Origin of the sequence: Novosphingobium sp. SG919, assembly GCF_012932495.1 — a bacterium.
Lineage (GTDB): Bacteria > Pseudomonadota > Alphaproteobacteria > Sphingomonadales > Sphingomonadaceae > Novosphingobium > Novosphingobium rhizosphaerae.
Genome location: NZ_JABCNG010000001.1, coordinates 1,558,394 through 1,574,738, shown reverse-complemented (window position 1 = coordinate 1,574,738; position 16,345 = coordinate 1,558,394). Strand labels below are relative to the sequence as shown.

Here is a 16,345-nt window from a genome sequence, read left to right as displayed (position 1 = left end):
AGCCGATAGAGACCGTATTGCCTGGAGACCTACCCATGACCGCACAGCTTGCAGCCGCCATCGAAGCCGCCTGGGAAAACCGCGCGGACGTGACGCCGGCCAGCGATGATGTGCGCGTGGTGGTGGAACAGGCCCTCGCGCTGCTCGATTCCGGCGAGGCTCGCGTTGCCGAAAAGGTGGACGGCGCATGGCACGTGAACCAGTGGCTGAAAAAAGCCGTGCTGCTCTCGTTCCGACTCAACGACAACGTGGTGATCGACAACGGCAGCGGCGGCGCGCCAGCGTTCGACAAGGTGCCGAGCAAGTTTGCCGGCTGGGACGATGCAGCGTTTCGCAAGGCCGGGTTCCGCGTGGTGCCCGGCGCCGTGGCGCGCCGTGGCGCACACATCGGCAAGGGCGTGGTGCTGATGCCCAGCTTCGTCAACATCGGCGCGTTCGTCGATGAAGGCACGATGGTCGATACCTGGGCGACCGTGGGTTCGTGCGCACAGATCGGCAAGAACGTGCACATTTCGGGCGGCGCCGGCATCGGCGGCGTGCTCGAACCGCTGCAGGCCGGACCGGTGATCATCGAGGATGGCGCGTTCATCGGCGCCCGTTCCGAAGTGGCCGAAGGCGTGATCGTGGGCGAAGGCGCGGTGCTGTCGATGGGCGTGTTCCTGGGCGCCAGCACCAAGATCGTCGATCGCGCCACCGGCGAAGTGCACATCGGCCGCGTGCCGCCCTACGCCGTGGTCGTGCCCGGCGCGCTGCCGGGCAAGCTGCTGCCCGATGGCACCCCCGGCCCGTCGCTCTATTGCGCCGTGATCGTCAAGACGGTGGACGCGCAGACCCGCAGCAAGACCGGCATCAACGAATTGCTGCGCGACTAAGTCTGACAGCGCTGCGCGATCAAGTTCGACGGCGCTGCGCGACCGGGCGCGGAACACGCGGCCTCTCCGCGCGTAGAATCGGGCAAAGGGGCGTGCCAAGCGCACGCCCCAACCGGATCAGACGCAGGAGACGTCGCCATGCAGAACGACCATACCCCGGGGCAACCGCCCTCGGCGCATCTGTCTACCGAAGAAGCCCGCGGCGGTACCGGCCTCAACGTCGTGCGCTGGGTCTTGCTGATCAGCCTCGTGCTGGCCATCCTCGCGCTGTCCGCCATCTGGATCACGGGTGCCCTGAACAGTGCTCAGCCCGACCAGAATGGCGTGGTGAGCGGACAGGCCACCCCCTCTTCCTGACGGGACGATCGCGATGCCCAGCGGCTGGAAACTGGAACCCGAGTGCCGCGATCGCCTTCTGGCGCTGTTTCCGCCGCGCTATGCCCAGATCGTGGCCAGCCATGTCACGCGCAACGTGCGCGCTGGCCCTCGCGAACCCTTGCCACCCCTGATCCGCCATGCCCGCGTGGTGGGCCATGTCGACGATGGATCGGGGGTAGAAGCGCTGGTCGTGGCGCTTGATGGCAGCACCAACCGTCCCGATGGCGGCACCTGGCACATCACCTGGTCGCTGGCAGAAGGGCGCAGTGCCCGCGAAAGCAACGACGTGCTGGCGCAGATGCCGTGGAAACCGCGTGACGGCGGCGCGGTTGAACTCTTTCCCGCCGTGTGGTGATCCAGCCCGGCGAGGGCTGGCGTCGCTGCCCGCAACCTGTCATGGCCGCCCCGGGATCAACCGGGAACACCAAGGCAAGGACGGGACATGAGCGACGACGATTACGTCTACGATGAAGACAGCGGCGAATGGATGACGGCCGCAGAACTGGCCACCCGCCGTGCTGCGGAAAACAGCGTGGAAGTGCGCGACGCGGTCGGCAACGTGCTGCACGATGGTGACCAGGTCACCCTGATCAAGGATCTCGATGTCAAGGGCGCGGGCCAGACGCTCAAGCGTGGCACGCTGATCAAGTCGATCCGGCTCACCGGTGACGCGCAGGAAATCGACTGCAAGTTCGATGGCATCAAGGGGCTGGTGCTGCGCGCAGAGTTCGTGCGCAAGCGTTGAACGGAACGGGCGGCTGGCCGGGGCGTTGCACGAGCGAACCCACTTCAAGGAGACGCCTCCAATGCCCACCAGCACCGCTTCCGCCCGCTACCAGGGCTTCGGCAAGCCCGGCAAGGGATCGATCAGCACGGCTTCGGGCGTGCTCAAGGACCAGCCCTATGGCTTTGGCACGCGCTTCGAAGGCCAGCCGGGCACCAACCCGGAAGAACTGATCGCCGCCGCGCACGCCGCATGCTTTACCATGGCCACCAGCTTTGCCCTGGCCAAAGCCGGCTTTGCCGATGGCACGCTCGATACCACTGCCAAAGTGACGCTGGACGCCGATGGCGACGGCTTCAAGGTCACGCGCAGCGCACTTGCACTCAAGGCTCAAGTGCCCGGTATCTCCGAATCGGACTTTGCCCGCATCGCCGACGAGGCGAAGGCCAATTGCCCGATTTCCAAGCTGCTGAACTGCGAAGTGACGCTCGAACGCACGCTCGAATCCTGAGCTATTGCGCCATTTCTGGCGCTTTCGTATGCGCCGGGCGGCCTTGCTGGCAGCCCGGCGCAGCACGGGGCGATTGAAAACGAAGGCTTTTGCCGGAAGGCGAGAATGCAGTTGCGTTTCGCGCAACCAAGCCCGCAACCTAAGCAATTGCTCGCAAGCGCAGCATGCGCGAAACGCGCTGCAACAAGAACACAATAGACGGGTGTCCGAAGGCAATCTCACCTTTTTCATCAGGGGAAATTGCCATGCTTCGTTCTTTCATTGCCACCGCCGCTGCTTCGCTCGTGCTTGCCGCTCCCGCCGTCGCCGCCGCTGAAAACCAGGCCGACAGCTTCGCCTACAAGGGCGTGAGCTATTCCTACACCACCGAAACCAAGGGCGAAGAAAAGATCGTCCGTGGCACGGCCTATGCCGGCAAGGTGCCGTTCGAACTGCACATCCGCAAGAAGTCGGTTGAAGGCACCTTCAACGATCGTCCGGTCAGCTTCACGCTCAACGACGTGAAGAAGCTCGGCATCAACGTCGACGCCGCCAAGTAATTGGCGGATCGGGCAAGAGGCGCACCTCTTGCCGCACCCGACATGCTTCAAGGCCCTTTCGCGGATGCGCGAAAGGGCCTTTTTCGATCGGCTTGGAACGTCGAACGCGCTTAGCGGCAGCGCACGTTGTTGCTGTCGATTGCAGCGCCAGCAGCTGCGCCACCGATCGCACCGATGATCGCGCCCAGCGGCCGGGAATCGCCTTCGGCAATGACCGAGCCCAGAAGCGCGCCAGAAACACCGCCCACGATCAGGCCGGTCGAGCCGTCGGAACGGCGGCAGTAATAGCGGCCGTCACGCCCGCGATAGACGCGTTCGTCCATCGAAACGCGGTGTTCGCCATAGCGCGGGTCTTCGCGGTAATAGCGATCGGCGTAATAGCCGCCATAGCTCGGGTCGGGACGGTTGTAGTCATAGTTGCCATATTGGCGGTAATAGCCGTCGTCGCGATAGGCCCAGCCGCCTTCAACCCCGCCATAACCGCCACGATGGCGACCACCGTGATGGCCGTTATCGTATCCAGGGCGGCCACCATAGGCATAGTCATCGGTGCAGGCGGCAGTCAGCCCCGATGCGGCAAGCGCCATTGCCAGCAAAGCCTTCTTCATGGCTTGATCTCCATTGACAGGAATGAGGCGTGCGCCGGGCAGGCAGCACGCCTTCCTTATGGACAGGCAATGATCGGAAACCGTAGCGGTTCCTGCCGCGGTTCGTTATTCGCCGGGGTTATTCGGCCGCCGGCAAATAGAGCTCGCTGCCCGCCTCGCGGTACTTCTCGCTCATCGCCTGCATGCCGGCTTCGGCCTCGTCAGCGGCCAGGAACGCGTCGGCGGCCTGGTTCTGCTTTGAGGCGAATTCGCGCACTTCCTGCGTGATCTTCATCGAGCAGAACTTGGGCCCGCACATCGAGCAGAAATGCGCGGTCTTGGCCCCTTCGGCGGGCAGGGTCTGGTCGTGGTACTGCTCGGCCGTTTCGGGATCGAGGCTGAGATTGAACTGGTCGCGCCAGCGGAACTCAAAGCGGGCGCGGCTCAGTGCATCGTCGCGCAGCTTGGCCGCCGGATGCCCCTTGGCCAGGTCCGCCGCATGGGCGGCCAGCTTGTAGGTGACCACGCCAACCTTCACGTCGTCGCGATCGGGCAGGCCCAGATGCTCCTTGGGCGTGACATAGCAAAGCATGGCCGTGCCGAACCAGCCGATCATGGCTGCGCCAATGCCGCTGGTGATATGGTCATAGCCAGGTGCAATGTCCGTGACGAGCGGCCCGAGGGTGTAGAACGGCGCTTCGCCGCAAGCGGCCAATTGCTTGTCCATGTTTTCCTTGACCTTGTGCATCGGCACATGGCCCGGCCCCTCGATCATCACCTGCACGTCCTGCGCCCAGGCGCGCTTGGTGAGTTCGCCCAGGGTGTAAAGCTCGGCAAACTGCGCTTCGTCGTTGGCGTCGGCCACGCTGCCCGGACGCAGGCCATCGCCCAGCGAATAGGCGATGTCGTAGGCCTTCATGATCTCGGTAATCTCGTCGAAATGCTCGTAGAGGAAGCTCTCACGGTGGTGCGCGAGGCACCACTTGGCCATGATCGAGCCGCCCCGGCTGACGATCCCGGTGACCCGCTTGGCCGTCATCGGAATGAACGGCAGGCGTACCCCGGCGTGGATGGTGAAGTAGTCCACCCCCTGCTCGGCCTGCTCGATCAGCGTGTCGCGGAAAATGTCCCAGGTCAGGTCTTCGGCGATGCCGCCCACCTTTTCCAGCGCCTGGTAGATCGGCACGGTGCCGATCGGGACGGGGCTGTTGCGCAGGATCCATTCGCGCGTGTCGTGGATGTTGCGCCCGGTGGAAAGGTCCATCACCGTGTCCGCGCCCCAGCGGATCGACCAGACCATCTTGTCCACTTCGGCCGCGACATCGGATGCCACCGCCGAATTGCCGATGTTGGCGTTGATCTTGACCAGGAAATTGCGGCCGATCGCCATCGGTTCGCTTTCCGGGTGGTTGATGTTGCTGGGAATGATCGCACGGCCACGAGCTACTTCGTCGCGCACGAATTCGGCGGTGACGTAATCGGGAATGCTGGCGCCCCAATCCTGCCCGTCGCGCGCCAGCGCTTCCTTCAACTGCTTGCGGCCCAGGTTCTCCCGGATCGCCACGTATTCCATCTCGGGCGTGACGATGCCTTTGCGGGCATAGTGCATCTGCGTCACGTTGCCGCCGGCCTTGGCGCGCAACGGAGCCGTGTTCACGTTGGGGAACGCCGGCACGCCGCCCGAACGGTCGGGCCCTTTCAGGCCATTGTCCTCTGGCTTCACTTCGCGCGCTGCATAAGTTTCCACGTCACCCCGGCCCACGATCCAATCGTGGCGCAGGCGCGGCAAGCCGGCGCGGATGTCGATCGCGATGCGCGGATCGCTGTAGGGACCTGAGGTATCATAGACACGCAGAGGTGGCTCGCCGCAGCCAGGCTCCAGCGCGATTTCGCGCATCGCCACGGTCAGGCCGGGAAAGCGCGGCGATTCCACATGGATCTTGCGGCTGCCGCGGATCGGGCCGGTGGTCACGCCAATTTCGAGGGGGGAATTGAGATCGGCCATACACGAGGTTCCTTTCGTGTGGACGAACGAAAGGCTTGTGGCACTGGGCGAAAACGCGTCGGCCGGCCCTCCCTCCGCCCGTGCTAACGGGTTCAGGTTCAACGGGTCGGGCTGCGTGACCAGCCCCTCTCAGCCTATCGATCAACCTGGCAATGCTTGCGCACCGCCCGGCCACTGGCTCCCCGGGGTGCGGCCATTCTAGGGCCAAGCATGACGCCCTGCAAGCCCACCGGCCTGCCCGGGACGACCTGCGCGTTTCCGCTGACATTTATTGAAAATGATTATCACTCGCCTTGACACATGATAAGCATTCGCATTAGCGGGCCTTCACGGATCGTCGTTCAGGAAGGATAAACATGATGGCTCCCTCGCAATTCCGGCGCGCAGCGCTTGCTTGCGGCGTGTCGATGGCAGTGCTCGCCACCAGCCCGGCCCGCGCAGAAGGCGCCGAAAGCGCTGCCGAAGCGGACGCGGCCAAGGACCGCACTATCGTGGTCAACGGGGAAAAGGGCCAGGCCGTGGCCACCGGCGCGACGGGCCTGGCACTTACCATCATGGACACGCCGCAATCGGTCAGCGTCGTCGACCGCAAGTTCCTCGATGACTTCGCCCTCGACGAAACGAACCAGCTTTTGCGCTATGTCACCGGCGTCAACGTCGACCAGGTCGAAACCGAACGCACCTATTACAACGCGCGCGGGTTCGACATCGTCGACGCCATGATCGACGGCATCAGCCTGCCCAATATCTGGGGCCCGACGATCGGCGCCCAGGATTCGGTGATGTGGGACAATGTGGAAGTGGTGCGCGGCGCCAACGCGCTGCTGACCGGGGCGGGCAACCCTTCGGGCACGATCAACTATCACCGCCGGCATCCCACCGGTGAGCGCCACATGTCGGCCGAACTGTCGTATGGCTCGTGGAACAAGAAGCGCGCCGAATTCGATCTCGACCTGCCGCTGACGGCCGATGGCAAGTGGGCCGTGCGGGTGACCGGCGCGGCGCAGGACGGCGATTCCTACCTGCGCAGCTACCACCATCGCCGCACCGCTATTTCGGGCGTGCTCGATGGGGAAATCACGCCCAACCTGCACCTTTCGGCCGGCTACATGCGCCAGGATGGCAAGTCCACCGGCGTGATGTGGGGCGCCCTGCCGCTGCAAGACAGCAACGGCAACCAGCTGGAATTCGACAGCAGCGCCTCCACGACGATGGACTGGACCTATTGGACCACCCACGACCAGACCGCCTATGGTCAGTTGACCTGGGACTTTGCGCCCGGCTGGAGCGCGCGCGCGCATGTCACGCGCAAATACCATTCCGAAGACTCCCGCCTGTTCTATGTCTATGGCACCCCCACGCAGGATAGCCAGACCGGTGCGTGGGGCGGGCTTTACGGCTATCCCGGCTATTATGCGCCGGTTGCCAAGGGCTGGATCTATGACGGCACCGTGCAGGGCCATTATCGCCTGTTCGGCCGCGACCAGCAGCTGACCCTGGGCGTGCAGCGCACCGTGGGCACCTATGAATATTATGGCCGCCCGGCCGATGCCAGCGATCCGTCCTGGGGCGAAATCCCCGGCCTGCCCGGCAGTTGGACCGGCAGCGAAGTGGCCCTGCCCTCCTTTGGTGCCCTTGTGCAGCAGGAACATACCGAGGATCGCCAATGGCGCCTGCGCGGGGCCACGGATGTGGCGCTGACCGGCCAACTCAGCGTGCTGCTGGGTGCCAACTACCTGGTGGAAAAGACGCGGGGCATCAGCTTCGGCGTCAGCACCGACAAGAATGAAAAGGCGCTGAGCCCCTTCGTCGGCGTGACCTACAAGGCCCTGCCCGGCGTCAATCTCTATGCCAGCTATTCCAGCATCTTCGCCCCCCAGGCCAATCTCGACCTGGATCGCAAGCCCTTGGGCGCGGCCAAGGGCAAGAGCTATGAAGCCGGGATCAAGGCGCAGACGCCCGGCGGCGGCCTGTTCGGCTCGGTTGCCTGGTTCCGCGCGGAACAAAGCAACCTGGCCGACGCCGGCAGCTATGACACCGCCACAGGCCAGACGCTCTACAACGGCATCCGCGCGGTGAGCCGCGGGGTGGAAGCCGAAGTGGGCGGCAAGATCACCTCCACCCTCACCATCCAGGCCGGTGCCACCACGCTCAAGATGGACGATGGCGCGGGCACGCAAGTGCGCACTTATGTGCCGCGCAACACCGCCAACCTGGCGCTGCGCTGGAACCCGGTGGAGCCGCTGCAGCTGGGTGCGGCGGTCAAGTGGCAGGACACGATCTATTCGGGCACGGTGCGCCAGGGCGATTATGCCACGCTGCAGTTGCAGGCGGGGTATAAATTGAACGAGAACGTTCAGTTCAATCTGAACGTGGCCAACGTGACCAACCACAAGTACCTGACCAGCCTCTATTGGACCCAGGCCTACTACGCCGCGCCGCGCAATGTGACCGGCTCTGTGCGCGTGACGTTCTGATCGCCATGGCGCTGCCCGGCCGTCCGTTCTGGGTCATCGTCCATCGCTGGGCGGGGCTGACACTGGCCCTGTTCCTGGCGGTGGCGGGGCTGACCGGCTCCCTGCTGCCGTGGTTTTCGGAACTCGACGCGGCGATGGCCCCTGCCATGCAAAACGCCGCGCCGCCCCAGCCGGGCCTGGCAGCGATGGATCCGCTGGTGGTGCGCTCTGCCATGCTCGCCCGGCATCCTTCCGCGCGCGTCGATTTCCTCTATCTCACGCGCGAACCGGGCCGGGCCGACCGGCTCTATGCCACCTGGATCGACCCGCAGACCGGCCTGGAACGCGCCGACCGCCCCGACTGGGACGATGTGTTCATCAATCCCTGGACGGGCGAGGAACAAGGCCATCGCCGCAACGGCGCGATCGAACAGGGCCTCGTGAACCTCATGCCGTTTCTCTATCGCCTGCACTATTCGCTGGCGCTGGGACCCTGGGGCCTGTTCGCGATGGGCTTGGCAGCGTTGGTGTGGACGGTCGATTGCTTCGTGGGCTTCTACCTGACGCTGCCGCCCGGCGCGCTGAAAGCGGCAGGGTTCTGGCGGCGCTGGCGGCCCAGTTGGAAAGTGCGCCGCCCGACCACGGGCTACAAGCTGACGTTCGACCTGCATCGCGCGGGTGGCCTGTGGCTCTGGCCGATCCTGCTGGTCTTTGCGCTGTCGAGCGTGTCGTTCAACCTGCCGCAGGTCTATCGCCCGGTCATGGACCTGCTGGGTGCGCAAGACGCCGAGGCGCTGGTCGAACAGGCCGTGTTGCCCACCGCGCGCTGGACCCCGGCGTTGGATTTTTCGGCAGCCGCGCGGCGCGGCGCGGATCTGGCGCAGCAGGAAGCCGCCCGGCGCGGCCTGGCCCTGCCCGGCGATGGACGCGCCTGGTTGTGGTACGTGCCGACCTCTGGCCTCTATGTCTATGGTGTCAAATCGAGTGCCGACATAACGCGCGACGGCGGCGGCACCCGCATCGTGTTCGATGGCCAAACCGGCGCCCTGCGGGCGGTATCGCTGCCCACCGGTGCCAACGGCGCCGATACCTTCACCACCTGGATCGTGGCACTGCACATGGCGCAGGTGGGCGGGCTGGCCTGGCGCATTGCGGTGACCGTGATCGGCTTTGCCACCACGATATTGTCGGTCACTGGCGTGCTGATCTGGCTGCGCAAGCGATCGGCGCGCGCCGGGCGCAAGTTCAAGACCGCGCGGCGCCCGCTTCCGGCATGAATGCATCGGCTTAGGCCAGAAAAACGGCCCGCTCCACAGCAAGGCCCTTTGGGGCGGTTGCATGGGCGGCCCGCCTGGCTTAACGCCATGGTGATGAGCATACGCCATGCCGACATCGCGATCCTGGGTGGGGGCCTTGCCGGGGGATTGATCGCGCTTGCCCTGCGCAAGGCCCGTCCCGATTGCCAACTCGTCCTGGTTGAACAGGACCATGTCCTGGGCGGCAACCACGTGTGGTCGTTCTTTGGATCGGACGTCGGCAAGGCCGGGCGAGACCTGCTGGCCGCCATGGTAGATGGCGCATGGTCGGGTTACAGCGTGCGCTTTCCCAAGTATCGGCGCGATCTTGCCACCAGCTATTATTCGATGACGTCGGCCCGTTTTGACGCGGCCATCCGCGCCGCGCTGCCGGCCGATGCCATCCTGACCGGCGCGCGCGTGCTGGCCGCGGGCACTGGCGCGGTCACCCTTGCCGACGGCACGCGGATCGAATGTGGCGCGGTGATCGATGCGCGCGGCATCCGCCTGCAGGGCCAGCTTTCGGGCGGGTGGCAGAAATTCCTGGGCCAGCGGGTCAAGCTGGCAGAGCCGCATGGCCTGGCCAAACCGATCGTGATGGATGCCACGGTCGAGCAGGTCGATGGCTATCGCTTCGTCTATTGCCTGCCGTTCGGGCCGGACGAAATCTTCATCGAAGACACCTATTATTCCGACAGTCCGACGATCGACCAGCCCGCGCTGGCCGGACGGATCGGCGCCTATGCCCGCAGCCAGGGCTGGACGGTCGCCAGCGTGCTGCACGAAGAGCAAGGGGTCTTGCCGGTGGTGGCCGCAGGCGATTGGGACGCGTTCTGGCGTTCATCGGGCGGGCAGATCGCCCGCGCCGGCACCCGCGCTGGCCTGTTCCATCCCGTCACCAGCTATTCCGTGCCCGAAGCGGTGCGCTTTGCCCTGGCCCTGGCCCAGCAGCCGGACCTGAGCCACGCGGCGCTCGCGGCGTTCAGCGAAACCTGGTCACGGCGCCATTGGCAACGCAGCGGGTTTGGCCGCCTGCTGTCGGCCATGCTGTTCCAGGCGGCAGAGCCACTGTCGCGTTATCGCATGATGGAACATTTCTATCGTCTCGACACGGCGTTGATCGAACGGTTCTATGCCGGGCGCAGCACCGTGCTGGATCGTGCCCGTATTTTCCTGGGCCGTCCCCCGGTTCCGGTTTCCCGCGCCCTGGCGGTGCTGACCGGTTCGGGGCCGCGCCCACGGCCTCTTACTCTGGCAGGGATGCGCAAGTAGATGAAACGAGCATGCGTGATCGGCGCCGGTTTCGGCGGCCTGGCCCTGGCCATCCGCCTGCAGGCGGGCGGCATCCAGACCACCCTGATCGAAGCGCGCGACAAGCCGGGCGGCCGTGCCTATCACTGGCAGCGCGATGGCTTCACGTTCGATGCCGGGCCCACGGTGATCACCGATCCGGCCTGCCTGCAGGAACTGTGGGGCCTGACAGCGCACAAGCTGTCCGACGATGTCGAACTCATGCCGGTCATGCCGTTCTATCGGCTCAACTGGGCCGACGGCACCAACTTCGACTATTCCAATGACGAAACCTCGCTGCGCGCCGAGATCGCCAAGATTTCCCCGCGTGACGTGGCCGGGTACGAGGAATTCCTGCACTATTCCGCCGGCGTGTTCGAGGAAGGCTATGTCAAGCTTGGCGCGGTGCCGTTCCTAGACTTTGCCAGCATGCTCAAGGCCGCCCCTGCCCTGGCCAAGTACCAGGCCTGGCGCTCGGTCTATTCGATGGTGTCGAAATTCATCGAAAGCGAAAAGCTGCGCGAAGCGTTCAGCTTCCACACCCTGCTGGTGGGTGGCAACCCGATGAGCACCAGCGCGATCTATGCCCTGATCCACAAGCTGGAAAAGGATGGCGGCGTGTGGTGGGCCAAGGGTGGCACCAACCGCCTGATCGCCGGCATGGTCACGCAATTCCAGCGGATCGGCGGCGAAGTGCGCATGGGCGATCCGGTGGTGCGCGTCGAAACCCTGGGCAACCGGGTCACCGGCGTACATACCGCCAGCGGCTGGCACGGCAATTTCGATGCCGTCGCTTCCAACGGCGATATCATGCACACCTATCGCGATCTGCTGGGCGATAGCGCCACCGGCAAGAAGCGGGCCCGCGCGCTCAAGCGCAAGAAATTTTCGCCCAGCCTGTTCGTGGTGCACTTCGGCATCGAAGGCACCTGGCCGGGCATCCCGCACCACATGATCCTGTTCGGCCCGCGGTATAAGGGACTGCTCGAGGATATCTATCAGCACGGCGTACTGCCGCAGGATTTCTCGATCTACCTGCACCATCCCACCGTCACCGATCCAGGCATGGCGCCCGAGGGGATGAGCACGTTCTATGCCCTGGTGCCCGTGGCCAACATGGGTAAGCTGCCGGTGGATTGGGCCGAAGTAGGGCCGCTTTTGGAAAAGCGCATCCTCGATGAAGTGGGCCGCCGCCTGATCCCCGACATCCACAGCCGCATCGTGACCAAGTTCCACTATGCGCCGACCGATTTCGCGGCCGACCTTTCGGCCTACCAGGGCGCGGCGTTCAGCCTGGAACCGCTATTGACGCAAAGCGCCTGGTTCCGTGCGCACAACCGCGACGACGACATTGCCAATTTCTACCTGGTGGGCGCCGGCACCCATCCCGGCGCCGGCATCCCCGGCGTGGTGGGCAGCGCCAAGGCCACAGCCAAGCTGATGCTGGAGGATCTGCGATGAAACGCATTGCGGTTTACTGCGGGTCGGCCAGTCCCACCGATCCGCGCTATGTGGCACTCGCTGCAGATGTCGGCCGGCAACTGGCCGAACGCGGCATCGGCGTGGTCTATGGCGGTGGCCGCTTGGGCCTGATGGGTGCGGTGGCTGACGGCGCCCTGGCCGCCGGCGGCGAAGTGATCGGCGTGATCCCGCAGGCCCTGGTCGGCGCGGAAGTGGCGCACCATGGCCTGACCCGCCTTGACGTGGTACCGGGCATGCACGCGCGCAAGCAGGCTTTCGTGGATCTGGCCGATGGGTTTCTCACGCTGCCGGGCGGCGTTGGCACGATGGACGAGCTTTGGGAAGCGATCAGCTGGGCGCAGCTGGGCTATCACACCAAGCCGGTGGGCGTGCTCAATGCCTTTGGCTTTTACGATCACCTGCTCGCATTCAACCGCCACATGATCGAAGTGGGCTTCATCCGTCCGGCCCATGCCGGGATCATGGTGGCCGAACACGATCTTGACCTGCTGCTGGCGCGGATGACCGCGCACGAGCCGCACCGCCCGATCATCGCGATGCAGGCTTCGGACCTGTAAACCCCATGGTTACTGCCATCCCCGATCGCGCCGCGCTGGTCGCCGCCGCGCGCGACACGATCCGGCGCGGCTCCAAGAGTTTCGCGGCTGCCTCCAGCCTGTTCGATCGCGTCACGCGCGAGCGGGTGTGGCTGCTCTATGCCTGGTGCCGCGCCTGCGACGATATTGTCGATGCGCAGGACATGGGCGGCGCGCTGGGGGACCAATCCGGCGCGGCCGAGCGGCTTGCCCTGGTGCGCCGGCTGACCGCGCAGGCCATGGCCGGGCAAGCCACGGGTAACCCTGCGTTCGACGCGCTGGGCCTGGTGGCGCGCGAAACGGGTTTGACCATGGCGATGGCCGAGGCGGTGATCGGCGGTTTCGCGCTCGACGCAGCCGATTGGCAGCCACGCACCGAGGCAGACCTCATGCGCTATTGCTGGCACGTGGCAGGCGCGGTGGGGGTGATGATGGCCGTGGTCATGGGCGTTTCGCCCGATGACGAAGACACGCTGGACCGCGCGGCAGACCTGGGGCTGGCGTTCCAGCTGGCCAATATTGCCCGCGATCTGGCCGAAGACGATGCCGCCGGGCGTTGCTATCTGCCGGCCGAATGGCTGGCCGAAGCAGACCTGCCGCCCGGCGAGCAGTTGAAGCCGCAATACCGCGAGACGCTCGCCGGCCTGGCCCGCCGGCTGTGTGACATGGCACAGGCGCACGAATGTTCGGCGCGCGTTGGTGCCGGGCGGCTGCGCCCGCGCCAGCGCTGGGCGATCCTGGCGGCGGCCGGGATCTATGGCGACATTGCCCGCAAGGTGGCCGCGCGCGGGGACAAGGCGTGGCACAGCCGCACCGTGGTTTCGGCCAAGGCCAAGCTCGCCTGGATCGGCCGCGCCGGCTGGCGGGCGCTGCGCCCCGTGCCCGCCAGCTGCCACCGCGGTGCCCAGGCGCGCCGGCACACGCGCAAAAGCCTGATCGCGCTGGCAGAGGCCAAGCCCTGGGGCTGAACCCACGCCTCGCTGGGCGTTCGTCGAACACGGGATGACGCCAGGCCCGCTTCATGGCATGACCCGGTCCGTGAACCGCTCACCTCTCATCCTGCGCATTCGCTGGCCCGTGCGCCTGTGGCATTGGATCAATGCCTTGACCATTTTCATCATGCTGATGAGCGGAATGATGATCTTCAACGCGCATCCGCGGCTCTATTGGGGCAAGGACGGGGCGAATTTCGATCCCGCCTGGTTGGAAATCGGCAATCATGGAACGCACGGTTTCGTGGCCCTGGGCGGGCACGAGATTCCCAGCACCGGCCTGGTCGGCTATGCCCAGAGTACCGCGCTGGCCTTTCCGCCGCTCGTCACGCTGCCGGGGCATTACAACCTCTCGCTGGCGCGCGGGTGGCATTTCCTGGGCGCGTGGGTGTTGGTGGCGAGTCTGGCTGGGTTCCTGGTCTATGCACTGGTTTCCGGGCACTTGCGCCGCGATCTGGGATTGTCGCGCGAAGAACGGCGCCCGCGTGCGCTGTGGCATGACGTGACCGAACATCTGCGTGGCCGCCTGCCACGTGGCGAAGCGGCCCGGCGCTACAACCCGCTGCAGAAGATCGCCTATCTCTCCGTCATTTTCGTACTGCTGCCGATGATGGTGGCGACGGGCCTGGCGATGTCGCCCACCATGAACGCCGCGCTGCCCTGGCTGCTCGATATGCTGGGCGGGCGGCAATCGGCGCGCTCGCTGCATTTCCTGTGCGCGGCCGGCCTGGCGCTGTTCATCCTGGTACACCTCATCATGGTGGTGCTCGCCGGGCCGATCAACGAGTTGCGCGCGATGATCACCGGCTGGTATCGCCTGCCGCCGGAGCGCACGCCATGAGCGGTTTTTCCCGCCGCGCGCTGCTGGCCGGATCGGGCGGCCTTTTGCTGTCGGGCTGCGACCGCATCGTTGCCTCGCCCACGGCAAAAAGCGTGCTTTCGCTGGGTGAAAAGGCCAGCCGCAGCGCGCAGCGACTGGTGGCCGGCAATGCCCTGGCCCCGGAATTTTCCGCCGCAGACATTTCCCCGGTGTTCCGCGTCAACGGCAACACCCGCCCGACGGCGGCGGCGTATCTCGCGCAGATGGAGCGTGGCTTTGCCGATTGGCGCCTGCGTGTTGACGGCCTGGTGGGGCGGCCCATGGACCTGACGATGGCGCAATTGCGGGCCTTGCCCCAGCGCACCCAGATCACCCGGCACGATTGCGTGGAAGGCTGGAGCGCGATCGGCCAGTGGACCGGGGTGCCGCTGGGCCTGCTGCTCCACGGCGCCGGCGCCCTGCCCCAGGCACGCTACGCCGTGTTCCACTGTGCCGACGATTTTTCCGGCACGCCCTATTACGAATCGATCGACCTGGCCGAAGCGCTGCATCCGCAGACGATCCTGGCCCACACCATGAACGGCCAGCCGCTGTCAGTGGGCCACGGCGCGCCGCTGCGCCTGCGCGTGGAACGCCAACTGGGCTACAAGCAGGCGAAATACGTCATGCGGGTGGAGCTCGTCGCCACGCTCGCCGGGCTTTACGGCGGCAAGGGCGGCTATTGGGAAGACCACTCCGGTTACCAATGGTGGGCGGGGATCTGACGCAGCGTCAGGCCGCCACCACGCGCGTTTCGATCAGGCTGCTTGCGCAATCGGCGATGGTCTGTTCCACCGGCCGCGTGGCCCAGCCCAGGCGGGTGCGGGCATGGCCGGCGTCGGTATCGCGCACATTGCCCAGTTCGCTGGTGACCTGGCGGATCATCGGGCTGACCAGGCCCATGGCGTGGACCATCCAGTCGGGCACCCGGTGCATCGGCACGCGGCGTGCCCCGCGGCCCAGTTCCTGGCGCAGGATGCGCGCCACGTCGATCATCTTGAGGAACGGACCGGAGGCGATGAAGCGCTCGCCGTCGATGCCGGGCTCGGTCAGTGCGCGCAGGTGCAAGGCAGCCACGTCGCGCACGTCCACCACGCCAAAGCCCAGGTCCGGACAGCCCGGCACGGTGCCGGCCAGCAATTGCCGCACCAGTTCGATCGAGGCGGAATAGTCGCGGCTCCACACCGGGCCGAGCACGACCGAGGGATTGACCGAGACGAATTCCATGCCCTGGCCATACTGCGCGATCCATTCGCGCGCGGCGCGTTCGGCCACGGTCTTGGACTTGGCATAGGCGTGGACGCCCGGGCCATCCAGATCGGTCCAGTCGGCCTCGGTATAGCGGCGGATACCCTTGCCATGGCCATAGGCGATCGCCGCCACCGACGAGGTTTGCACAAAGCGCTTCACCCCGGCCGCGTGGGCAAAGCGCAAGGCGCGCAGCACCCCTTCACGCGCCGGCACCACCAGTTCGTCTTCGTGGCGCGGGGCATTGACGTGCAACGGTGACGCGACGTGGCAGACGTGGCTGCATCCGTGCAGTGCCGCGCGCCAGCCCGCATCGGCCATCAGGTCTGCCTGGAAGAACCGCAGCGAGGCATAGCTGCCGCCCAGCTGGGCGCGCAACTGCGCCTCGCGGCCCAGATCGCGGACCGTGGTATTGACGGTCCAGCCATCGTCCAGCAGCGCGCGGATGATGTATCCGGCAATGTAGCCAGACCCGCCCGTGACGAGCACGGTCCCGCCGACATCTTCCATGGTTCCTGCCCCCAACCCATCT

The 16,345-nt window shown here is 65.7% G+C and carries 17 protein-coding genes and 1 riboswitch; of the genes, 14 read left to right on the top strand and 3 right to left on the bottom strand.

Annotated features, from left to right (window positions below; genetic code table 11):
• Positions 1-35: 35 nt before the first annotated feature.
• The 6 genes from dapD to FHT19_RS07015 all read left to right on the top strand — a co-directional run bounded on the left by dapD (position 36) and on the right by FHT19_RS07015 (position 3,024).
• Entirely contained in the window at positions 36-872 is an 837-nt protein-coding gene (gene dapD / locus FHT19_RS07040) for a 2,3,4,5-tetrahydropyridine-2,6-dicarboxylate N-succinyltransferase (protein WP_169474407.1), read from the top strand.
• Between the two features lie 138 nt (positions 873-1,010).
• On the top strand, positions 1,011-1,229 hold the full coding sequence (locus FHT19_RS07035) for a hypothetical protein (RefSeq protein ID WP_168554870.1): 219 nt from the start codon (positions 1,011-1,013) through the stop codon (positions 1,227-1,229).
• 13 nt (positions 1,230-1,242) lie between these two features.
• Positions 1,243-1,605: a hypothetical protein gene (locus FHT19_RS07030; protein ID WP_169474406.1), complete on the top strand. Its 363-nt coding sequence runs from the start codon at positions 1,243-1,245 to the stop codon at positions 1,603-1,605.
• 87 nt (positions 1,606-1,692) lie between these two features.
• Entirely contained in the window at positions 1,693-1,995 is a 303-nt protein-coding gene (locus FHT19_RS07025; RefSeq protein WP_168554868.1) for an alkylphosphonate utilization protein, read from the top strand.
• Positions 1,996-2,056: 61 nt separating this feature from the next.
• Positions 2,057-2,485: an OsmC family protein gene (locus FHT19_RS07020; RefSeq protein WP_169474405.1), complete on the top strand. Its 429-nt coding sequence runs from the start codon at positions 2,057-2,059 to the stop codon at positions 2,483-2,485.
• Between the two features lie 245 nt (positions 2,486-2,730).
• Positions 2,731-3,024, top strand: a complete 294-nt coding sequence (locus FHT19_RS07015; protein ID WP_168554866.1) for a hypothetical protein — start codon at positions 2,731-2,733, stop codon at positions 3,022-3,024.
• Positions 3,025-3,134: 110 nt separating this feature from the next.
• On the opposite strand, the gene FHT19_RS07010 is transcribed toward FHT19_RS07015, so the two are convergent.
• Together FHT19_RS07010 and thiC are read right to left on the bottom strand one after the other, a co-directional pair.
• Positions 3,135-3,632 (bottom strand): glycine zipper 2TM domain-containing protein, encoded by a 498-nt coding sequence (locus FHT19_RS07010; protein ID WP_246865904.1) that lies wholly within the window; start codon positions 3,630-3,632, stop codon positions 3,135-3,137.
• Positions 3,633-3,750: 118 nt separating this feature from the next.
• On the bottom strand, positions 3,751-5,616 hold the full coding sequence (gene thiC / locus FHT19_RS07005; RefSeq protein WP_169474404.1) for a phosphomethylpyrimidine synthase ThiC: 1,866 nt from the start codon (positions 5,614-5,616) through the stop codon (positions 3,751-3,753).
• 66 nt (positions 5,617-5,682) lie between these two features.
• Positions 5,683-5,804, bottom strand: a riboswitch (TPP riboswitch).
• Between the two features lie 168 nt (positions 5,805-5,972).
• On the opposite strand from thiC, the gene FHT19_RS07000 reads away from it, so the two are divergent.
• From FHT19_RS07000 to FHT19_RS06965, 8 genes are all read left to right on the top strand, one after another.
• Positions 5,973-8,093: a TonB-dependent siderophore receptor gene (locus tag FHT19_RS07000; RefSeq protein WP_169474403.1), complete on the top strand. Its 2,121-nt coding sequence runs from the start codon at positions 5,973-5,975 to the stop codon at positions 8,091-8,093.
• A gap of 5 nt (positions 8,094-8,098) precedes the next feature.
• A complete protein-coding gene (locus FHT19_RS06995) occupies positions 8,099-9,349 on the top strand; it encodes a PepSY-associated TM helix domain-containing protein (protein ID WP_169474402.1) in 1,251 nt (416 codons plus the stop codon).
• Positions 9,350-9,442: 93 nt separating this feature from the next.
• Positions 9,443-10,639 (top strand): lycopene beta-cyclase CrtY, encoded by a 1,197-nt coding sequence (crtY, locus tag FHT19_RS06990; protein WP_169474401.1) that lies wholly within the window; start codon positions 9,443-9,445, stop codon positions 10,637-10,639.
• Positions 10,640-12,118 (top strand): phytoene desaturase, encoded by a 1,479-nt coding sequence (locus FHT19_RS06985; protein ID WP_168554861.1) that lies wholly within the window; start codon positions 10,640-10,642, stop codon positions 12,116-12,118.
• Positions 12,115-12,696 (top strand): TIGR00730 family Rossman fold protein, encoded by a 582-nt coding sequence (locus FHT19_RS06980; protein WP_168554860.1) that lies wholly within the window; start codon positions 12,115-12,117, stop codon positions 12,694-12,696. The genes FHT19_RS06985 and FHT19_RS06980 overlap by 4 nt, the downstream gene beginning before the upstream one ends.
• A gap of 5 nt (positions 12,697-12,701) precedes the next feature.
• Complete coding sequence (locus tag FHT19_RS06975; protein ID WP_211184762.1) at positions 12,702-13,682, top strand: phytoene/squalene synthase family protein; 981 nt, start codon at positions 12,702-12,704, stop codon at positions 13,680-13,682.
• A 58-nt stretch (positions 13,683-13,740) separates the two neighbouring features.
• A complete protein-coding gene (locus tag FHT19_RS06970) occupies positions 13,741-14,547 on the top strand; it encodes a cytochrome b/b6 domain-containing protein (RefSeq protein WP_169474400.1) in 807 nt (268 codons plus the stop codon).
• The gene (locus tag FHT19_RS06965; protein ID WP_169474399.1) at positions 14,544-15,290 is read left to right on the top strand and encodes a molybdopterin-binding protein; all 747 of its coding nucleotides are present in this window, start codon (positions 14,544-14,546) and stop codon (positions 15,288-15,290) included. The genes FHT19_RS06970 and FHT19_RS06965 overlap by 4 nt, the downstream gene beginning before the upstream one ends.
• A 7-nt stretch (positions 15,291-15,297) precedes the next feature.
• On the opposite strand, the gene FHT19_RS06960 is transcribed toward FHT19_RS06965, so the two are convergent.
• On the bottom strand, positions 15,298-16,323 hold the full coding sequence (locus FHT19_RS06960; RefSeq protein ID WP_168554857.1) for an NAD-dependent epimerase/dehydratase family protein: 1,026 nt from the start codon (positions 16,321-16,323) through the stop codon (positions 15,298-15,300).
• Positions 16,324-16,345 lie beyond the last annotated feature (22 nt).

What these genes read in the sequence shown, in the direction of transcription:
- dapD (WP_169474407.1), top strand. Translation starts at nt 36, where the DNA reads ATGACCGCACAGCTTGCAGCCGCCATCGAAGCCGCCTGGGAAAACCGC.
- FHT19_RS07035 (WP_168554870.1), top strand. Translation starts at nt 1,011, where the DNA reads ATGCAGAACGACCATACCCCGGGGCAACCGCCCTCGGCGCATCTGTCT.
- FHT19_RS07030 (WP_169474406.1), top strand. Translation starts at nt 1,243, where the DNA reads ATGCCCAGCGGCTGGAAACTGGAACCCGAGTGCCGCGATCGCCTTCTG.
- FHT19_RS07025 (WP_168554868.1), top strand. Translation starts at nt 1,693, where the DNA reads ATGAGCGACGACGATTACGTCTACGATGAAGACAGCGGCGAATGGATG.
- FHT19_RS07020 (WP_169474405.1), top strand. Translation starts at nt 2,057, where the DNA reads ATGCCCACCAGCACCGCTTCCGCCCGCTACCAGGGCTTCGGCAAGCCC.
- FHT19_RS07015 (WP_168554866.1), top strand. Translation starts at nt 2,731, where the DNA reads ATGCTTCGTTCTTTCATTGCCACCGCCGCTGCTTCGCTCGTGCTTGCC.
- FHT19_RS07010 (WP_246865904.1), bottom strand. Translation starts at nt 3,632, where the DNA reads ATGAAGAAGGCTTTGCTGGCAATGGCGCTTGCCGCATCGGGGCTGACT.
- thiC (WP_169474404.1), bottom strand. Translation starts at nt 5,616, where the DNA reads ATGGCCGATCTCAATTCCCCCCTCGAAATTGGCGTGACCACCGGCCCG.
- FHT19_RS07000 (WP_169474403.1), top strand. Translation starts at nt 5,973, where the DNA reads ATGATGGCTCCCTCGCAATTCCGGCGCGCAGCGCTTGCTTGCGGCGTG.
- FHT19_RS06995 (WP_169474402.1), top strand. Translation starts at nt 8,099, where the DNA reads ATGGCGCTGCCCGGCCGTCCGTTCTGGGTCATCGTCCATCGCTGGGCG.
- crtY (WP_169474401.1), top strand. Translation starts at nt 9,443, where the DNA reads ATGAGCATACGCCATGCCGACATCGCGATCCTGGGTGGGGGCCTTGCC.
- FHT19_RS06985 (WP_168554861.1), top strand. Translation starts at nt 10,640, where the DNA reads ATGAAACGAGCATGCGTGATCGGCGCCGGTTTCGGCGGCCTGGCCCTG.
- FHT19_RS06980 (WP_168554860.1), top strand. Translation starts at nt 12,115, where the DNA reads ATGAAACGCATTGCGGTTTACTGCGGGTCGGCCAGTCCCACCGATCCG.
- FHT19_RS06975 (WP_211184762.1), top strand. Translation starts at nt 12,702, where the DNA reads ATGGTTACTGCCATCCCCGATCGCGCCGCGCTGGTCGCCGCCGCGCGC.
- FHT19_RS06970 (WP_169474400.1), top strand. Translation starts at nt 13,741, where the DNA reads ATGACCCGGTCCGTGAACCGCTCACCTCTCATCCTGCGCATTCGCTGG.
- FHT19_RS06965 (WP_169474399.1), top strand. Translation starts at nt 14,544, where the DNA reads ATGAGCGGTTTTTCCCGCCGCGCGCTGCTGGCCGGATCGGGCGGCCTT.
- FHT19_RS06960 (WP_168554857.1), bottom strand. Translation starts at nt 16,323, where the DNA reads ATGGAAGATGTCGGCGGGACCGTGCTCGTCACGGGCGGGTCTGGCTAC.